Origin of the sequence: Micromonospora sp. HK10, assembly GCF_000982955.1 — a bacterium.
Classification (GTDB): domain Bacteria; phylum Actinomycetota; class Actinomycetes; order Mycobacteriales; family Micromonosporaceae; genus Micromonospora.
The window spans coordinates 22027-38365 of the sequence record NZ_KQ058881.1; the positions used below are offsets into that span (position 1 = coordinate 22027).

21 protein-coding genes and 1 riboswitch are annotated in these 16339 nt (G+C 73.6%); of the genes, 17 read left to right on the forward strand and 4 right to left on the reverse strand.

What is annotated here, in order from left to right:
* The first annotated feature begins 4 nt into the window (after window positions 1-4).
* Window positions 5-223, forward strand: coding sequence for a hypothetical protein (locus tag LQ51_RS26150; RefSeq protein ID WP_046570216.1), 219 nt, complete (start codon window positions 5-7; stop codon window positions 221-223).
* Here the strand turns inward: LQ51_RS26150 and LQ51_RS26155 are convergent.
* The 3 genes from LQ51_RS26155 to LQ51_RS26165 form a co-directional block, all read right to left on the reverse strand.
* Complete coding sequence (locus tag LQ51_RS26155) at window positions 220-696, reverse strand: hypothetical protein (RefSeq protein WP_046570218.1); 477 nt, start codon at window positions 694-696, stop codon at window positions 220-222. The genes LQ51_RS26150 and LQ51_RS26155 overlap by 4 nt on opposite strands.
* Window positions 693-902 carry a hypothetical protein gene (locus LQ51_RS26160; RefSeq protein WP_046570220.1) on the reverse strand — a complete coding sequence of 70 codons (210 nt, stop codon included), beginning with the start codon at window positions 900-902 and terminating at the stop codon, window positions 693-695. Before LQ51_RS26160 ends, LQ51_RS26155 begins: the two co-directional genes overlap by 4 nt.
* 62 nt (window positions 903-964) lie before the next feature.
* Window positions 965-1846 carry a universal stress protein gene (locus LQ51_RS26165; RefSeq protein ID WP_046570225.1) on the reverse strand — a complete coding sequence of 294 codons (882 nt, stop codon included), beginning with the start codon at window positions 1844-1846 and terminating at the stop codon, window positions 965-967.
* A 121-nt stretch (window positions 1847-1967) separates the two neighbouring features.
* On the opposite strand from LQ51_RS26165, the gene LQ51_RS26170 reads away from it, so the two are divergent.
* The 15 genes from LQ51_RS26170 (at window position 1968) to LQ51_RS26240 (ending at window position 13935) form a co-directional block, all read left to right on the forward strand.
* Window positions 1968-2714: an SAM-dependent methyltransferase gene (locus LQ51_RS26170; RefSeq protein ID WP_046570227.1), complete on the forward strand. Its 747-nt coding sequence runs from the start codon at window positions 1968-1970 to the stop codon at window positions 2712-2714.
* Between the two features lie 373 nt (window positions 2715-3087).
* Window positions 3088-4260: a PP2C family protein-serine/threonine phosphatase gene (locus tag LQ51_RS26175; protein WP_046570228.1), complete on the forward strand. Its 1173-nt coding sequence runs from the start codon at window positions 3088-3090 to the stop codon at window positions 4258-4260.
* Window positions 4261-4308: 48 nt separating this feature from the next.
* Entirely contained in the window at window positions 4309-4776 is a 468-nt protein-coding gene (locus LQ51_RS26180; RefSeq protein ID WP_046570230.1) for a MarR family winged helix-turn-helix transcriptional regulator, read from the forward strand.
* 359 nt (window positions 4777-5135) lie between these two features.
* On the forward strand, window positions 5136-5711 hold the full coding sequence (locus tag LQ51_RS26185; protein WP_369799895.1) for a CDP-alcohol phosphatidyltransferase family protein: 576 nt from the start codon (window positions 5136-5138) through the stop codon (window positions 5709-5711).
* Window positions 5708-6652 carry a DUF881 domain-containing protein gene (locus tag LQ51_RS26190; RefSeq protein WP_046570232.1) on the forward strand — a complete coding sequence of 315 codons (945 nt, stop codon included), beginning with the start codon at window positions 5708-5710 and terminating at the stop codon, window positions 6650-6652. The genes LQ51_RS26185 and LQ51_RS26190 overlap by 4 nt, the downstream gene beginning before the upstream one ends.
* Complete coding sequence (locus LQ51_RS26195) at window positions 6649-6981, forward strand: small basic family protein (RefSeq protein WP_007071104.1); 333 nt, start codon at window positions 6649-6651, stop codon at window positions 6979-6981. Before LQ51_RS26190 ends, LQ51_RS26195 begins: the two co-directional genes overlap by 4 nt.
* A 10-nt stretch (window positions 6982-6991) precedes the next feature.
* Complete coding sequence (locus tag LQ51_RS26200; RefSeq protein ID WP_046570333.1) at window positions 6992-7915, forward strand: DUF881 domain-containing protein; 924 nt, start codon at window positions 6992-6994, stop codon at window positions 7913-7915.
* Window positions 7916-7974: 59 nt separating this feature from the next.
* Window positions 7975-8355, forward strand: coding sequence for a glycine cleavage system protein GcvH (gene gcvH, locus LQ51_RS26205; protein WP_046570234.1), 381 nt, complete (start codon window positions 7975-7977; stop codon window positions 8353-8355).
* A gap of 217 nt (window positions 8356-8572) precedes the next feature.
* On the forward strand, window positions 8573-9022 hold the full coding sequence (locus LQ51_RS26210) for an oxoglutarate dehydrogenase inhibitor Odhl (protein ID WP_046570336.1): 450 nt from the start codon (window positions 8573-8575) through the stop codon (window positions 9020-9022).
* Between the two features lie 50 nt (window positions 9023-9072).
* Window positions 9073-9774, forward strand: a complete 702-nt coding sequence (locus LQ51_RS26215) for a transcriptional regulator FtsR (protein ID WP_197087921.1) — start codon at window positions 9073-9075, stop codon at window positions 9772-9774.
* A gap of 216 nt (window positions 9775-9990) precedes the next feature.
* Window positions 9991-10455, forward strand: a complete 465-nt coding sequence (locus LQ51_RS26220) for a bifunctional nuclease family protein (protein ID WP_046570236.1) — start codon at window positions 9991-9993, stop codon at window positions 10453-10455.
* Between the two features lie 187 nt (window positions 10456-10642).
* The gene (locus LQ51_RS26225; protein WP_046570338.1) at window positions 10643-11227 is read left to right on the forward strand and encodes a MerR family transcriptional regulator; all 585 of its coding nucleotides are present in this window, start codon (window positions 10643-10645) and stop codon (window positions 11225-11227) included.
* 466 nt (window positions 11228-11693) lie between these two features.
* Window positions 11694-12086 carry a group I truncated hemoglobin gene (locus LQ51_RS26230; RefSeq protein WP_046570238.1) on the forward strand — a complete coding sequence of 131 codons (393 nt, stop codon included), beginning with the start codon at window positions 11694-11696 and terminating at the stop codon, window positions 12084-12086.
* Between the two features lie 2 nt (window positions 12087-12088).
* Complete coding sequence (locus LQ51_RS26235; protein WP_046570239.1) at window positions 12089-13255, forward strand: globin domain-containing protein; 1167 nt, start codon at window positions 12089-12091, stop codon at window positions 13253-13255.
* A complete protein-coding gene (locus LQ51_RS26240; RefSeq protein ID WP_046570241.1) occupies window positions 13252-13935 on the forward strand; it encodes a DivIVA domain-containing protein in 684 nt (227 codons plus the stop codon). Before LQ51_RS26235 ends, LQ51_RS26240 begins: the two co-directional genes overlap by 4 nt.
* 141 nt (window positions 13936-14076) lie before the next feature.
* On the opposite strand, the gene LQ51_RS26245 is transcribed toward LQ51_RS26240, so the two are convergent.
* On the reverse strand, window positions 14077-14733 hold the full coding sequence (locus tag LQ51_RS26245) for an SDR family oxidoreductase (protein ID WP_046570243.1): 657 nt from the start codon (window positions 14731-14733) through the stop codon (window positions 14077-14079).
* Window positions 14734-15024: 291 nt separating this feature from the next.
* On the opposite strand from LQ51_RS26245, the gene LQ51_RS26250 reads away from it, so the two are divergent.
* Window positions 15025-15960 (forward strand): NAD-dependent protein deacetylase, encoded by a 936-nt coding sequence (locus LQ51_RS26250; protein ID WP_082159655.1) that lies wholly within the window; start codon window positions 15025-15027, stop codon window positions 15958-15960.
* Window positions 15961-16190: 230 nt separating this feature from the next.
* Window positions 16191-16289, forward strand: a riboswitch (glycine riboswitch).
* Window positions 16290-16339: the final 50 nt, after the last annotated feature.

Sequence of the window (16339 nt, forward strand, 5' to 3'; positions counted from 1 at the left end):
ACCTGTGGTCAAGCCGCAGCAGGAGGAACTGCGCCGCAACGACAAGGGCGCGACCAGCCAGGACAGCCGGGAACTCATTCCGCAGTCCGGAAGCAGGGGGCCGCACGGCAAGGGCGGCACCTCGAACGCCGACACCGGCCGGCCGGTGCCCAAGGGCCAGGTCTCGCCGTACGGGCCCGCCGGTGAGCCGGTGGCCGACGACGAGAGCACGCGGCGGGGCTAACCGCCCCGCCGCGACGGCGACCGCAGCCTCCGCAGGGTGGCCGCGGTCGCCATGCCGTACGCCAGGTGCGGCACGAGGTCCGACAGCCAGTCGCTGCGCCGCCAGGTCCGCGGGTCGCTGATGCCCAGCGCGGCGATCGAGCCGTCGGTGGTGGCCATCACCCCGCCGCCGAGCAGCCCCGCCGCCACCGGCAGCGGGATGCGCCGCCGGGCGGCCAGCAGGCCGAAGGCGGCACCGGCGGCGATTCCGGTGGCGTAGCCGAGCAGGGCACCGAGCCCGGAGCGGCGGTTGGCCGCCTGCGGCTCGGCACCGAGGTTGACGTGGGCCGTCTCGGCCAGCCGGCCGGCGGTCTCGTCCGGCACCTGGCTCGCCGGTCGGGCCCGCAGCACCATGTCGAGGTAGCTGACGATGTCCAGGGCGGCGCTGCCGACGGCGCCGGCGATGGCGCCGTCGACCACCGGGGCCGACCTCACTTCGGATCGCCCGGTTCGCGCTCGCCCTTGGGGCCGTACGTGCGTTCGCCCCGCACGATGCCCCGCTGGCCGCGGTCGTCCTGCAGGATCCGGTTCGCGACCTGGTTGGCCTCCTGGTCGGCCGCGCGGCCGGACTGCTCGATCAGATCGCGTAGCCGCGCCCGTTCCTTGTCGTAGGCGTTACTGCCCGGCCGTGGTCCTGGCATCCCTGCCTCCTCCGGTCGCTGTGCGTCCCGACCGTCTACCCGTCCGGCGCGGCGCCAACCGTTCAGTCGGGGGAGCGGACCACCACCACGGGGCAGTCGGCGTGGTGCAGCACGCCCTGGCTGACCGACCCGAGGAGCAGGCCGATCAGCTCACCCCGGCCCTGCGCGCCGACCACGACCAGCTGGGCCGTGCGGGAGGCCTCGGTGAGCACGGCGACCGGCCGCCCGTGGACCACCTCGCGGGTCACCGGCACCCCCGGGTGACGTTCTGCGATGCCGGCCAGCGGGGCGGTGAGGATCCGGTCCTCCTCGCCGCGCAACTGCCCCTCCTCGTACACCAGCGGCTGCATGTCCCCGGGACCGCTGGAGCGGGGGTGGGTGTAGGCGTGCACGGCGTGCAGCCGGGCGCCCCGCACCGCGGCCTCCTCGGCGGCGAACTCCACCGCGGCCCGGGACAGCGTCGAACCGTCCACCCCGACCACCACCGGACCGCTCGGGCGGGGTGTGCCCCGCGCCACCACCACCGGGCAGCCGGCGTACGCGGCGACCTGGACGGCGACGGAGCCGAGCACCAGGGCGGCGAACCCGCCGAGGCCGCGATCGCCGAGCACGATCATGGCGGCGGTGGAGGACTCGCCGACCAGCACCGCCGCCGCCTGCCCGTCGATGATCTCCCCGGAGACGCGCAGCCCGGGCGCCACCCGCTCGGCCTCCGCCACCGCCGCGGCGACCAGCTCCTGCGCCTGGTGCCGCAGGCCGCCGCCGGGTGGTCCGCCCGCGGCCGGCGCCACGGGTACGCGCAGCAGCGGCCAGATGAACCCATGGACCACCCGCAGCGGCCGGTGCCGCCGCCGCGCCTCCACGGCCGCGAGGCGCACGGCCCGCAGGGCCGGCTCGGAGCCGTCCACGCCGACCACGACGGCCGCGCCGTTCGCCGCGTTCACCCCCGTACCCCCTCACCCGCTCGCGGCCAGTATCGCGGGCCGCCGGTGGCGTCGGGCCGATACCGCCGCAGCCGCTGCCTCGGTACGCTGGCGCCATCGCCGGAGGAAGGGAGCCTCGTCGATGGCCGAGCCCGACCAGCCGAGCACCGCTCGCATGATCGATTACTGGCTCGGCGGCGAGCACCACTTCCCGGTCGACGTCGCGGCGGCCCGCGCGTTCGAGGGCGCGTACGGGCCGTGCGCCGCGATCTTCCGCTCGCTACGGGCCTTCCTGGGCCGGGCGGTCGGGTCGATCGCCGCGGCCGGGGTGGACGGTTTCCTGGTCTTCGGGGCGGGCCTGCCGACGCGGGGCAACGTGCACGAGGTGGCCCCGGACGCCACGGTGCTCTACACCGACGTCGACCCGGTCACCATCCGGCTCGGCCAGCGCCTGCTCGCCGGGAACGACCGGGCCGGCTACGGCTTCGGCGACGCCACCGACGTCGGCACCATCGACCCGGCTCAGCTGCACCGCTTCGTGCCGGGGTGGGGCAGGCGACCGGTCGGGGTGGTCTTTCTCGGCCTGGCCGCGTTCCTCGACGACGCCACCCTGGCCCGCACCCTGGACGAGCTGTACGAGGCGGTCGCGCCGGGCAGCTTCCTGGCCGTCGACTTCGACAGCGAGGAGTTGGCCGGGCATCCGGAGGCGCTGGCCATGATGGGGCCGGCGTTCCGGATGCGGCCGCCGGCGGCGTTCGCGCCGCTGCTCGGGCGGTGGCGACCCACGGCCGACGGCATCGTGCCGGTGGCCCGGTGGCGGCCGGACGGCGTGCCCGAGGCGGTGCCCGACGCGTTCTACGGCGCGGTGGCCGCCAAGCCGGCCGGCTGACCGCCCGCCCTTCGCCGTCCCCGCTGCGGCCGCCGCCGTCCAGGTGGCTCGCCGGCTCTGTGCCGCCGCGCGTTGCTCCGGTCCGCGCCCGTCGGGCCGGGCGGCGGCGCTCCCGGGCCGGACGGCGCCCGTCCGGACGGGGCTGCGGCGCTGGTCCGGGGCGGGGCTGCGGCGCTGGTCCCGGGCCGGGCGGCGCCTGGCCGGCCGGGGCTGCGGCGCTGGTCCGGGCCTTGGGCGTTGACCGCTGGACGCTGCGGCGTCGCTCCGATCGGGACCGGAGGAGTCACGGGTCGGCGGAGCCGGTGCGTCGTCGGCCCGGTGGGCCTCCGTATGATGCTTGCTCCATAGCAATAATCGTCCCTGGAGGATCAGTATGCCGGACATGGCCGGACAGGTGTCGCGCGTGCTGCGCGAGGCGCCGCCCGACCAGTTGGCGGAGGCGGCCGACCGGGCGCTGCGCCAGGTGTTCGGCGCCGCGCGGACCGAGGTCTTCCTTGCCGACTACCGGTTCGCCGGGTTGTGCCCGCTGCTCGTCCCCGGTCGTTCGCCCGGCCCCGGGGCGGTCCGCCGTTGCTTCAGCAGTCAGGAGCCGGTGCTGGAGACCGGTGAGGACGGTCGCTGCCGGGTCCACCTGCCGCTGTCCGTCTGGGGTGAGCGGCTCGGCGTGCTCCTGGTGGAGCTGCCGTCGGTGCCGGCCGCCGCGACCGTGCAGGCGGTCCGGGACGTCGCGGGCGAGCTGGCGGTGGCGCTGCGTGCCGCGGACCGGGAGACCGACCGGTACCGGCGGGCGCGCCGGCGGGAGCGGCTCAGCATGGCCGCGGAGATGCAGTGGGACCTGCTGCCGGGGCGCAGCGTCCGGCACGGCGACGTCCTGCTGGCCGGGCAGCTGGAGCCGGCGTACACCGTGGGCGGCGACCACTTCGACTGGTCGGTGGACGGTGACCGGCTCACCGTCACCGTCCTCAACGGCGCCGGCAGCGGGCTGGCCGCCGCGCTGCTGACCGCGGTGGCGGTGAACGCCATGCGCAACGCGCGGCGCTCGGGCGGTGGCCTGGTCGAGCAGGCCGAGCTGGCCTCGGACACCATCTTCTACCAGCACCGGGGCGGCCGGCACGTGGCCACGCTGCTGCTTGAGCTGGACCGCGAGCGGGGTGTGGTGCGGGCCGTGGACGCGGGCTCGCCGCACGTGCTGCGGCTGCGCGGCGGCACGGTCACCCCGATCGCCCTGGAGCAGCAGTTGCCGCTGGGCATGTTCGCCGAGACCCGCTACGACGTGCAGGAATTCCCGGTGGAGCCGGGGGACCGGCTCTTCGTGGTCAGCGACGGCGTCTACGCCGCCCAGCCGGACGGCCGGGAGGCGTACGGGAAGCGGGCCATGGCGCGGGCGATGCGGTCCACTCGGTTGCAGCCGGCGACCGAAGCAGTTGGTACGGTGATGCGCGAGCTGCACGCCTACCACGCCGACGCGGACCTCCGCGACGACGCGGTCGTCGTCTGCCTGGACTGGCGCGGGTCCAGCCCACCGGGAGACGTGGGCGGGCGGTGACCGCACCGACGGGACGAACACGAGCGGGACGATCGCAGGGGACGACGGGTGGAGCGAGCGCCGAATCTTGCCGCGGCCATCGACGCGGCCGCCGAGGCGCTGATCGGTGTCCTCGATTCCGCGACCTCCCGGCACAACGTCGTCTCCCCGACCCAGCTGCGGGTGCTCTCCCTGGTGATGGCGCACCCGCACAGCAACGTGAACCGGCTGGCGGAGCTGCTGGATGTCGTACCCTCCTCGGCCAGCCGACTCTGCGACCGGCTGGAGGCCGTCGGGCTGCTGCGCCGGGTGGCCGACCCACGGGACCGGCGGGAGGTCCGGCTGGTGCCCACCGCCGCGGCCGAGACGCTGCTGCGGGAGCTGCAGGAGCGGCGGCACCAGGCGGTGCAGGCGGTGCTGGACCGGATGCCGCACCGGGTGCAGCACGAGCTGCTGCTCGCCCTGTCGGCGTTCAGCCAGGCGGCCTCGGCCACCGCGGCGGCCGAGGCCACGACCGCCACCGTCCGCTCGGCCTGATCCGAAGCGCGACCCGCCCACGGGGTGCGCACCGCCCACCGTGCCCAACTAGCATCCTAGGAAGCCTTACGCAAGGTGCGGCCCATCACACCCGGCACCGCCACGACCGCCTCGGCGGGGGACCGGGGCACACCGAAGCGCCCGATATAGTGGCAGCGCAACTGGCCGGCCCACGGTGGTGGGCCGCATCGGGGAGGTCCCAGCCCGGGATCGCAGAGGGCGCCGGCGCTGACCGGCCGGCAACGCGCACGAGCCTGGAGCGGCCGATCACGGTCGGCCGCCGGACCGTGCTGCGAAGGGAGGGTTCGGTGTCGCGTCAGCCGGCTCCGTCCGAGCACCCGGGCGGTACGACGGCGGTCGTGGGGGACCGCGTCCTCACCGTGCCCAACCTGATCAGTTTCGTCCGGCTCGCCGGCGTGCCGCTCTTCCTCTACCTGTTCCTGGTCGCCCGCGCCGACGTGGTCGCGGTCCTGGTGCTGGCCATCGGTGGCACCAGCGACTGGGTGGACGGCTGGATCGCCCGCCGCCTGCAGCAGGTGAGCCGCCTCGGTGAGCTGCTCGACCCGCTCGCCGACCGGCTCTACATCCTGGCCACCCTGCTGGCGTTCACCGCGCGGGAGGTGGTGCCGTGGCAGTTCACGGCGGCGCTGCTGGCCCGCGAGCTGTTGTTGCTCGTCTCGTTGGGGGTGCTGCGCCGCTACGGGTACGGGCCGCCGCCGGTGCACTACATGGGCAAGACGGCCACGTTCCTGCTGCTGGCCGCGTTCCCGGTCCTGCTGCTGGCCGACGCCGCGCCGGGTACGGCCCCGGTGGCCGGCGCGATCGGCTGGGGTCTGGCCTGGTGGGGCCTGGTGCTCTACTGGGTGGCCGGGGCGATGTACGTGGTGCAGGCCGGCCGGCTGGTGCGGGCGCGGCGGGCCGGAGCGGTGGCGTGAGCGCACCGGGCCGGGACGGCGGGGACCCGTCGGGGCGGGTGTACGCGCCGGACTTCCTGACCGAGCTGTTCCGCAATCCGCTCGACCCCGGGTACGCCGACGCGGCGGCCCGACGACGGGACGTCCCGCCGGGGCGGCTGCGCCGGGTGTGGGGCCGCCCGGTGAGCCTGGTGGTGGTGCTGGTGATCGGTTTCCTGTTCGCGGTGGCGTACCGGGAGACGGTGGCCGAGGAGCCGGGCCGGGCGAAGGCGCGGGCCGGGTTGGTCGCGGAGATCAAGCAGCGGGAGGTCGAGACCGACCGGCTGACCGCGCGCGCGGACCAGTTGCGTGAGGAGGTCGGCCGGCAGCGGGACGCGGCGCTGGGCGGTTCGCAGGCGTCCCGGTTGCGGAACCTGGAGGCGGGCACCGGGCTGGGGCGGGTGCGCGGTGACGGAGTGGTCGTGCGGTTGGCCGACGCGGCGGGCGACGACGACGGGGTGACGGGTACGAACGTGGGCCCGCCCCGGGTGTTGTATTCCGACCTGCAGAAGGTGGCGAACGCGTTGTGGGCGGCGGGTGCCGAGGCGATCGCGATCAACGGGCAGCGGTTGACGGCGACGACGACGATCCGGTCGGCGGGTGAGGCGATCCTGGTGGACTACCGGCCGGTGACGAGTCCGTACGAGGTGGTGGCGATCGGTCCGGGGTCGATGCGGGACCGGTTCGACGACAGCCGGGCGGCGGACCTGATGCGGGACGTGGCGCGCAAGACGGGGTTGTCGTTCGGGGTGAAGGACGCGGAGGACCTCACGTTGCCGGCCGCCCCGCAGCCGCGGCTACGCTACGCCGTGCCCTCGGTGAGTCCGAGCCCGTCGCCGTCGGGTTCGGGTGCCGCCGGTTCGACCAGTCCCGGGCCGTCCGGCTCGGGGACCTCTTCCAGCCCTTCCGGAGGTGGCCGATGATCGCGGTGCTGGCGTTGCTCGCCGGTGTGGTGCTCGGGGTGTATCTGGACCCCACGGTGCCGGCGGCGTTGCAGCCGTATCTGCCGATCGCCGTGGTGGCGGCGTTGGACGCGGTGTTCGGCGGGGTGCGGGCGAAGCTGGACCGGATCTTCGACGACAAGCAGTTCGTGGTGTCGTTCATCTCGAACGTGCTGGTGGCGGGTCTGATCGTGTATCTGGGTGACCAGTTGGGCGTGGGTGGGCAGTTGTCCACCGGTGTGGTGGTCGTGCTCGGGGTGCGCATCTTCGGAAACGTCGCGGCGATCCGTCGGCACCTGTTCCGGGCGTAGGTTGGTGGCGATGAGCGAGGAGCACAGGGAGACGGGGACGGGGTGGCCGGAGCCGGCGGAGCCGGCGCGGCCGTCGGGTCCGGCGGGTGAGCCGGATCCGCGCCCGGACGCGCCCGATCCGGACGAGTTGAGCCCGTTGGCGCCGGTGGAGCCGGCGGAGCGGGAGGACGTGCCGGCGCCGGCGGAGGAGCCGGGTGCGGTCGCGGAGGAGCCGGTGGAGCCGGCGCGGGCGTCGGTGTCGCGGCGGCTGACGTCGGCCGGGGCGATGATCGCGGTGCTGTTGGCGTTGCTGGGGTTCACGCTGGTGGTGCAGTTGAAGACGACGTCGACGGATCCGACGCTCGCGGCTACCCGGGAGGAGGACCTGGTGCGGATCTCGTCGGATCTGGATTCGCGGGAGCGGCGGCTGCGGCAGGACATCGAGGCGTTGGAGGAGAGCCAGCGTCAGTTGCGTTCGGGTGAGCAGGGTCGGCAGGCGGCGTTGGAGGAGGCCACCCGGCGGGCGGACGAGCTGGGCATTCTGGCCGGTACGTTGCCGGCGGTGGGGCCGGGTCTGCTGGTGCGGTTCGAGGGTCCGGAGAAGGCGGTGTCGTCGGCGCGGATCCTGGACGCGGTGCAGGAGTTGCGGGGCGCGGGCGCGGAGGCGATGCAGATCGCGGGCGTGGACGGCACCGCGGTGCGGGTGATCGCGTCGACGTATTTCGTGGATGCCGATGGGGTGCTGGTGGTGGATGGGCGGCGGTTGCGGGGTCCGGTCACGATCTCGGTGATCGGTGATCCGGCGACGATGCGTACGGCGTTGAACATTCCCGGCGGGGTGGTCGCGACGGTGCAGGACGCCGGCGGTAACGTGACTGCTGTGGATCGTGAGGTTGTGGAGGTTTCGCAGCTGCACGCGCCGCTGAAGCTGGAACACGCCCGGCCGGTTTCCTGACCGGTCGCGGCTCGCGCCGGTTGTTTGCCCGGTGCGCCGATGGATGAAGGACGCAGCTGGTGATTCCTGAGGATCTGCGGTACACCGCCGAGCATGAGTGGGTGGCGGGTGGTGACGGCGGCGCCGTCCGGGTCGGTATCACGCACTTCGCGCAGGACGCCCTGGGTGACATCGTGTTCGTGCAGTTGCCGGACGAGGGTGCGGTGGTGGCGGCGGGTGAGCCGCTGGGTGAGATCGAGTCGACCAAGAGCGTGTCGGAGCTGTATGCGCCGGTGAGTGGGACGGTGGCGGCGCGCAACGAGGCGTTGGCTGACACGCCTGAGGTGATCAACACGGATCCGTACGGTGCGGGTTGGCTGGTGGAGATCACCCCGGATGATCCGACGGCGGTCGAGGGTCTGTTGTCCGCCGGCGCGTACCGCGAGCTCACTGAGAGCTGAGTTGTCGTTCCGGGCGGTGGGGCTTGTCTCCGCGCGTCCGGTTGCCCTGCATTTCGGCGCTGGCTAGGCTCGCCCAGTCGACCGAGAAGCCAATAGTTGAGCGTTGTGGAATGCGCCTTCCCGGGCACGGGGAGCCAGCCGCCGGGTGTGTGACTGCCCGGCGGCCAGACCCGCCATTACCCGACGCCGACCGAAACAGATCCGTGAGGTGGTCCCCATGACGCGCCCAGACGACGAGTTCCCCCCGCTCGACGTCACTTCGACGCTCAATCTCGGTTCGCTTGACGAAGTGCTGGAGGGTCCGGACACCGATGTGGTGCCGAGCCGGATGTCCGGTTCGTTGCCGCCGGGGATGGCGCTGCTGGTGGTTCGCCGGGGTCCGAATGCGGGTGCCCGGTTCCTGTTGGACCACGATGTGACGACGAGTGGGCGGCATCCGGACAGTGACATTTTCCTGGACGATGTGACGGTGTCTCGGCGGCACGCCGAGTTCCACCGGGACGGTGGCACGTTCACGGTGCGGGACGTGGGCAGCCTGAACGGCACGTACGTGAACCGGGAGCGGGTCGAGGCGGCCACGTTGAGCAATGGTGACGAGGTGCAGATCGGCAAGTTCCGGGTGGTGTTCATCGCCGGTCCGCGTCCGGAGGAGGCCGGCCGGGGGTGAACGAGCCGGCGGCTTCGACGCCTGGCGAGGCGGCGCGTGCCGCTGCGCTGATGAGCATCGGTGAGGTGTTGGCGCAGCTGCGGGTGGAGTTTCCGGACGTCACGATCTCGAAGTTGCGGTTTCTGGAGGCCGAGGGCCTGGTGGAGCCGCAGCGGACGCCGGCGGGGTATCGGAAGTACGGCTGGGACGATGTGGCGCGGTTGCGGTTCGTGTTGACCGCGCAGCGGGACCAGTATCTGCCGTTGCGGGTGATCCGTGAGCAGTTGGCGGAGTGGGACGAGTCCGGTGCGGCGCCGGGTCGGCAGCGGCCGGCGTTGGTGGCGGTGGGTCCCGGTGGTGAGGTGCCGGGTCGGGAGGTGGACGAGTCCGCCGAGTCGGGGCAGGTGCGGCTGGGGCGGGCGGATCTGGTGGCCCGTAGCGGCATCGACGAGTCGACGTTGGCGGAGTTGGAGCGGCTCGGTGTGTTGGTGCCGGATCCGCCGGGGTGGTATGACGCGGACGCGTTGATCATCGCGCGGGCGGTGGCGGGGTTGGCGGCGTACGGGTTCCAGCCGCGGCATCTGCGCGGGTACCGGACGGCGGCGGATCGGGAGGTGGGTCTGTTCGCGCAGTTGGTGGCGCCGTTGGCGCGGCAGAGTGATCCGGCGGCGCGGGCCCGGGCGGCGGAGACGGCGCGGGAGTTGGTGGCGTTGTCGCAGCAGTTGCACGCGGCGTTGGTGCGGGTGGGGCTGCGGTCGACGTTGGGTCGTTGAGTGGTGTGGTGGGGCCGGGTGTCGTGGGGGCGCCCGGCCTCTGCCGTGGGCGGGGGTTGGGAAAGATCTGGCTCGGGAAGCGTGTCGTAGGCTTGCGGGGGTAACCCCTTCCGGCGAGGCGTGGTGCACGTAGCGCATGGGACTCTCGTGTCGCGGTCCGTGTACCGTGCAGGGAAGGGCGCGGTGCGTTAGGCGACGACGACACGGAGGCGGGCGGTGCGCGAGCTGAGCGTGGTCGGAGTTCGGGTGGAGTTGCCCAGCAACCAGCCGATCGTCCTGCTGCGGGAGGTCGAGGGGGACCGCTATCTGCCGATCTGGATCGGTGCGGTCGAGGCGACGGCCATCGCGTACGAGCAGCAGGGGGTCAAGCCGGCGCGGCCGTTGACGCATGATCTGTTGCGGGACGTGTTGGCGGCGTTGCAGGCGCCGTTGCGGGCGGTGGAGATCACCGAGTTGAAGGAGAACGTCTTCTACGCCGATCTGTTGATCGGTGACGGGGTGCGGGTGTCGGCGCGGCCGAGCGATTCGATCGCGTTGGCGTTGCGGGTCGGGGCGCCGATTCGTTGTGCCGAGCAGGTCCTCACTGAGGCGGGGATCGTCATCCCGGACGAGCAGGAGGACGAGGTGGAGAAGTTCCGGGAGTTCCTGGATCAGGTGCGTCCGGAGGACTTCGCGGGCTGAGCGCCGCGGCGACCGTCGGTCACGGTGGGTGACGGCGGTCTGCGGTGGGTGATCTTCCTGGGGTGGCGCGGCGTGTCGCGGTCGTTCCTGCGTGGTTACTCCCGCGGGCCGCTATAGGGTTGCGGTTGTCGAGGGGTGCGCGTACGGGGAGACGGCGCGGCACCGCACGGGCGGGGAGGTTGTCCGGATGCATGAGCCGCGAGATCCTGATTCGGGTACGGAGCAGCAGCCGGGTGTGACGCCGCCGCCGGCCGGTGACGGCGAGGTGGGTTACCGGGGTGTGACGGCGTGTTCCGCGGTCGGTATCAGCTACCGGCAGTTGGACTACTGGGCCCGGACGGGGCTGGTGGTGCCGAGCGTGCGCGACGCGTCGGGCTCGGGGACGTCCCGGTTGTATTCGTTCCGCGACCTGGTGGTGTTGAAGGTCGTGAAGCGGTTGTTGGACGCCGGCGTGTCGTTGCAGAACATCCGCAAGGCGATCGAGGCGTTGCGCTCGCGCGGGGTGGACGATCTGGCGGGCATCACGTTGATCTCGGACGGGACGACGGTGTACGAGTGCCGGTCGCCGGAGGAGGTGGTCGACCTGTTGCAGGGCGGCCAGGGTGTGTTCGGCATCGCGATCGGTGGCGCGTTCAAGGAGATCCAGGGGTCGTTGTCGCATCTGCCGGCGGAGCCGGTCGGTGGGCAGGAGCCGGTGGCGCCGGCGGAGGAGCCGGCGGAGCGGGTCGGTGACGAGTTGGCGGCGCGTCGGGCGCGCCGTCGGGCCGGTTGACGGGTTCGTCATCCGTTTCGTGGATCGCGACGCGCCGAAAGGGGTAGGTCGCGGTCCACTTTTTTGGTCACGGGACGTGTCGGGCGGGGTGGCCGGCGGGCGGTAATCGTGGTGCCGGTGGTGCGGCGCGGGTGCGCAGGTGGCGGTGCCGGTGCGGGTGCTGGTCCGGGGTGCGCCGTCGGGTGTCCGAAAGGGACCGGGCGGTCCCGGCGGCGGGCCGGTCGTTGACGCGGTGTGGTGGCATGAACGCGGGTCGCGACCGGCGCAGCGGGCGAGGTTGACTGTCCGTAGTTGACAGTTGTCGGGAATCGGATAGGGCAGGGCTGACCCGTTCGGGCGAGCACGCTATGGTCCGTCACGGTCGCTCGCACGGGCACGTCCGGTGGACCGCGGTGTGTCGCGTGTCGGTGGCCGACACCCCTTACGCGGCCGGCGGCCGCGTGCCCCTGTCCGAGAGGAAACGACCATGACGACGGTGACGGAAGAGACCACCCCGATCTCCCACTACGAGCGCATCGGTGGCGCCGCGGCGGTGAAGGCGGCGGTGGAGCTCTTCTACGACAAGGTGCTGGCCGACCCGGAGCTGGCCGGCTACTTCACCAACGTGAACATGCCCGAGCAGCGCCGGCACCTGGCGTTGATGCTGGCCGTGGTGCTGGGTGGGCCGAACGAGTACACCGGTCGTGGCCTGGCCGAGGCGCACCAGCCGTTGGGGATCACCCCGGCGCACTACGCCCGGGTCGGCGAGCACCTGATCGTCACGTTGACGGAGCTGGGGGTGCCCGGGGACATCCTCGCCGACGTGCAGGCGGTGCTGGGTCAGGTGCGCGAGCAGGTCGTGTCGGCGAGGACCGCCTGAGCGTGGACGCGGCAGGACTCAAGCGGAGCTGGTCGCTGGTCGCCGCGCACGGCGACCAGGTGCCGCTCTACTTCTATTCGACTCTGTTCCTGGCGTATCCGGAGACCCGGCAGATGTTCCCCACGAACATGGCCGGGCAGCGGGACCGCCTGGTCAGCGCGTTGGGGCACATCGTGTCCCATGTGGATCAGGTGGATCGGCTCGTGGGGTTCCTGCGGGACCTCGGCGCGGACCACCGCAAGTTCGCGGTGCGTCCGGAGCACTATCCGGCGGTCGGTGAGGCGCTGCTGGCCACGTTGCGGCACTTCCTGGGTGAGGTGTGGACCGACGAGCTGGCGGCGGACTGGGCGGCGGCGTACGGGCTGGTGTCGCAGGTGATGATCGAGTCGGCGCAGGCGGCGGAGGCGGAGTCGCCGCCGTGGTGGGTGGCGGAGATCCTCGCCCACGAGCGGCGCACGTTCGACGTGGCGGTGCTGACGGTGCGCCCGCAGTACCTGCTGCCGTTCACCCCGGGCCAGTCGATCGGGGTGTCGCACCCGGCGGTGCGGACCTGGCGGTACTACTCGCCGGCGAACGCGCCCCGCCAGGACGGCACGTTGGAACTGCACGTGCGGGCCGCGCCCGGTGGTGTGGTGTCGTCGCGGCTGGTGTACGGGTGCGCGGTGGGTGACCAGATCCACCTGGCGGCGCCGGTGGGGGACCGGTTGACGTTGTGGTCGGCCGGGACGGCGGATCTGCTGTTGTTGGCCGGTGGCACCGGCTGGGCGCCGGTGAAGTCCCTCGTGGAGCAGGTCGCCGCCGAGGCGCCGGGGCGCCGGGTGGACCTGTACGTGGGGGCCCGGTCCCGGATGGAGTTCTACGACAACGACGCGATCGACAAGTTGGCCGCGTCGTACCCGTGGTTGACGGTGACGCACGTGGTGGGGTCGGATCCGCGGCGCCCGGGTGAGCTGGTGCAGGTGGCGGACCGGGCGCTCGGCGACGGGGACTGGCGTTCCCGGCACGTGTACGTGTGTGGCTCCGACGAGATGGTGAGCCACTCGGTGACGGCGTTGACGCAGGCCGGCTACCACGCCGACCAGGTGCATCACGAGGGCTTCGGCCAGCACTGGTACGGGCCGGCGTGGCGGACCGCGACCGCCCTTGACGATTCCGGAGGTGTCCGGTGAGCGCGACCCCGATCAGCAGGTACGAGAGCGGCCAGTTCTCCGGTGGCGTGCAGGTGCGCCTGACGGCGGACCGGGTGCGGCGGTGGGTGTTCGACAGCGCGTCGTTCACCCGCCGCGGCTACGAGCACGCCGACGTGGACCGGTTCCGGATGCAGGTGGCCGACGAGTTGGATCTGCTGGCCACGCAGATCGCGCATCTGCGGGCGGAGAATGAGCGGCTCAACGACCATCTGGAGCTGCACCGGCACGGGGTGCTGCCGAGCACGGACCCGAAGGCGACGGTGCCGGCGGCCAAGGAGGTCAACCTGCTGTCGGCGGCGCAGCGGGAGGCCGAGCAGATCATCGCGCAGGCGCACGACTACGCCCGGCGGGTCGCCGAGTACGCCCAGATGCAGTACGAGAGCTACATGCGGGCGGCGGCGGAGGAGGCGAAGCAGGAGGCCGAGCGGGCCGTCGCGCAGTACCGCAGCAGCGCGGGCGCGGACTTCGACGACTCGGTGGCCACCCGGGAGGCGCTGCGGATCTTCGGCGACATGATGATCTCGCACATGCGGGCGGCGGCGCGGCACCTCGATGACGGCAGCGAGCAGTTGGCCGCCACGATGGCGCGGCTCGCCCGGGAGGTTACGCCGGTCGCCGGCGGGCAGCCGCAGCCGGCGTTGCCCCGGCACCAGCGTTGACGTCCCGGCCGGCCCGGCGGGCAGTGCCGCGCGGGCCGGCCGGGACGGATCCGCGTTCCTGGTCGGCGTCGACCTCGCGCGGGTGGTCGCTGCGGGCGCTGTGGTGGGGGTGCGGACGAGGCGAGCCGGGCCGGGTGGCGGTCAGCGGCCGGCCGCCGCGACGGCGTCGGCGATCGGGGTCTGCCCACCGACGAGTTCCAGGGTGAGTCCGGCGCTGTGTGGGGTGTGCAGCAGCGCCAGCAGCACCCGCGCCACGTCGGCGCGGGTGACCGGGCCGGGCGGCACGCGCGGGGCCAGGGTGACCCGGCCGGCCGGCTCGTCGTCGGTGAGCCGGCCCGGGCGCAGCACGGTCACGTCGAGGTCCCGGCTGGTGACGTCCACCTCGGCGGCCTTCTTGGCCCGTAGGTACGCCGCCCACACCTCGTCGCGGCCCTGCGCCGGTGGGGCGTCCACGCCCATCGAGGAGACCAGCAGGTAACGGCGGACCCCGGCGCGTTGCGCGGCGTCGGCCAGCAGCACCGCGGCGCCCCGGTCGACGGTGTCCTTGCGGGCGGCGCCGCTGCCCGGCCCGGCGCCGGCGGCGAACACCACCGCGTCGGCGCCGGCCAGGTGCCCGGCGACGGTGTCGACGTCGGTGTGCTCCAGGTCGCAGACGACCGGTTCGGCGCCGGCGGCGCGCAGCGCGGCCGCGTGCCCGGGGTTGCGGATCAGCCCGACGGCGGTGTCGCCGCGCCCGGCGAGTTCCCGCTCCAGCAGCTGGGCGATCTTGCCGTGGCCTCCGGCGATGACGACACGCATGCCCCCAACCTAGCCGCGCCGCCGGCCGCCCGCCGCTCGAGCGCCACGCCGGCACGCCGTCGCCGGTCGGGCGGCCGACCAGCGGCCGGACCGGGGGTTGCGGGCCGATCGCCACGCCGGCACGCCGTCGCCGGTCGGGCGGACTGAGGGTTGCGGGCCGATCGGCGCGGCGGGGCCACACGGGGGCGACCCCGGCCTGGGCGGGCGCGGCGGCGTGATCGCGGTCACCGGCGGCGGTCGGCCGGGCCGACCCGCTCGTCGCCGAGGCGACCGGCGAGGCAGCATGGACCGGTGACCGAGACGTTCGACGCGCTGACCCGGCTGGTGGCCGCCGGGGACGTCGTGGTGCTCAGCGGCGCCGGCCTGTCCACCGAGTCCGGCATTCCCGACTACCGGGGGCCCAGCGGCGCGGCCCGCCGGCACACCCCGATGACCTACCAGGCGTTCACCCGCGATGCCCAGGCCCGGCGGCGGTACTGGGCGCGCAGCCACCTGGGCTGGCGGCTGATCGCCCGGGCGGCCCCGAACGCCGGGCACCACGCGGTGGCCCGGTTGCAGGCCGCCGGCCTGCTCGCCGGGATCATCACCCAGAACGTCGACGGCCTGCACACCGCCGCCGGCGCCACCGGGGTGGTCGAACTGCACGGCCGCCTCGACGAGGTGACCTGCCTGGACTGCGGCAACCTGACCTCCCGCGACGAGCTGGACCGGCGGCTGCGCGAGGCCAACCCGGGCTTCGACGCACACATCGCCCAGGTCAACCCCGACGGCGACGTCGACCTGCCCGACGAGGCGGTGGCCGGGTTCCGCACCGTGGACTGCGGCATCTGCGGCACCGGCATGCTCAAACCCGACGTGGTGTTCTTCGGCGAGACGGTGCCCGCGCCCCGGGTCGCCGAGTGTTTCACCCGCGTCGAGCGGGCCCGCGCGCTGCTGGTGCTCGGCTCGTCCCTGACGGTCATGTCGGGCCGCCGGTTCGTCATCCGCGCGGCCAAGCACGGCATCCCGGTGGCCATCGTCAACCAGGGACCCACCCGCGGTGACGGGTACGCCACGGTCGCCCTCGACGCGCCGCTGGGCGCCACCCTGACCGCCCTGGCCGACCGGGTCGCCGGCCCGACGCGGCAGGGAAGCGTCCACCCGGCAGGACCGGGTGGACGCACCGGGCGGCCCGGACCGCCCCGCGCCGGCCTCGCGCCCACCGGCGGGCAGCCGGCCACGGTGTAGGGGCCGCCCGGCCCCGAGCAGCGCACGGAACGACCGGTTCGGCCGCGCGGCGGAACGCACGCGGCGACCGGTTCGGCCGCGCGACGGAACGCACGGGAGCGAGCGGTTCGGCCGCGCGGGGGAGCGCTCGCGGCGGCCCGCCGGTTCGACCGCGGCCCGGTGTGGGCGCGCGCCGATGGGGTAGGACATGAGCCGGAAACATGGTCGCTGGTAGCGTTGACCATGCCGGTACCACCCACGCGGGAGAGACCGCCCGGAAACCACCCGGACGGCGCCGAAGGGGCAGATTCTCCCCGGAACCTCTCAGGCAAAAGGACCGCGTGGGCAGGCACTGTGGAGCGCGTCAGCGCGACTCAGGGGGAGGCCGACCCGTCGACCT

Bases quoted from the DNA above. Each gene is read 5' to 3' on its own strand.
- LQ51_RS26160 (WP_046570220.1), bottom strand. From the start codon at position 902: ATGCCAGGACCACGGCCGGGCAGTAACGCCTACGACAAGGAACGGGCG.
- LQ51_RS26170 (WP_046570227.1), top strand. From the start codon at position 1,968: ATGGCCGAGCCCGACCAGCCGAGCACCGCTCGCATGATCGATTACTGG.
- LQ51_RS26175 (WP_046570228.1), top strand. From the start codon at position 3,088: ATGCCGGACATGGCCGGACAGGTGTCGCGCGTGCTGCGCGAGGCGCCG.
- LQ51_RS26195 (WP_007071104.1), top strand. From the start codon at position 6,649: ATGATCGCGGTGCTGGCGTTGCTCGCCGGTGTGGTGCTCGGGGTGTAT.
- LQ51_RS26200 (WP_046570333.1), top strand. From the start codon at position 6,992: ATGAGCGAGGAGCACAGGGAGACGGGGACGGGGTGGCCGGAGCCGGCG.
- LQ51_RS26210 (WP_046570336.1), top strand. From the start codon at position 8,573: ATGACGCGCCCAGACGACGAGTTCCCCCCGCTCGACGTCACTTCGACG.
- LQ51_RS26215 (WP_197087921.1), top strand. From the start codon at position 9,073: ATGAGCATCGGTGAGGTGTTGGCGCAGCTGCGGGTGGAGTTTCCGGAC.
- LQ51_RS26225 (WP_046570338.1), top strand. From the start codon at position 10,643: ATGCATGAGCCGCGAGATCCTGATTCGGGTACGGAGCAGCAGCCGGGT.
- LQ51_RS26230 (WP_046570238.1), top strand. From the start codon at position 11,694: ATGACGACGGTGACGGAAGAGACCACCCCGATCTCCCACTACGAGCGC.
- LQ51_RS26245 (WP_046570243.1), bottom strand. From the start codon at position 14,733: ATGCGTGTCGTCATCGCCGGAGGCCACGGCAAGATCGCCCAGCTGCTG.